Source organism: Thermus sp. (genome assembly GCF_056332225.1).
In genome coordinates, this window is sequence record NZ_JBWGQW010000202.1 from 1 (window position 1) to 261 (window position 261).

Below are 261 nucleotides of genomic sequence, written 5' to 3' on the forward strand. Positions count from 1 at the left end.
CCGCTCGTGCTTCACGAAGTCGATGCTCGCCACCACCACCGGGAAGTGGCGGTAGAGGTTCGCCCCGGAGGGGAGGCTCCGCTCCAGGCGGGCGAGGCTCCCCGCCGAGACCACCACGGCCTCGAGGGCGAACTTGTCCCGCAGCTCCTCGGCCCACTGGTCCAGGAGGTGGGGCGGGGCCAGGACGGCGAGCCTCCGGGCGAGCTTCCGGTCCAAAAGCTCCCGGGCCACGAGGCCCGCCTCCACGGTCTTCCCCACCCC

The 261-nt window shown here is 73.2% G+C and carries 1 protein-coding gene; it reads right to left on the minus strand.

The window, feature by feature from the left end:
• Positions 1-261, minus strand: a 261-nt coding sequence (locus AC01Y6_RS10910) for a DEAD/DEAH box helicase family protein (protein WP_476671553.1), incomplete at both ends; no start/stop codon positions are given.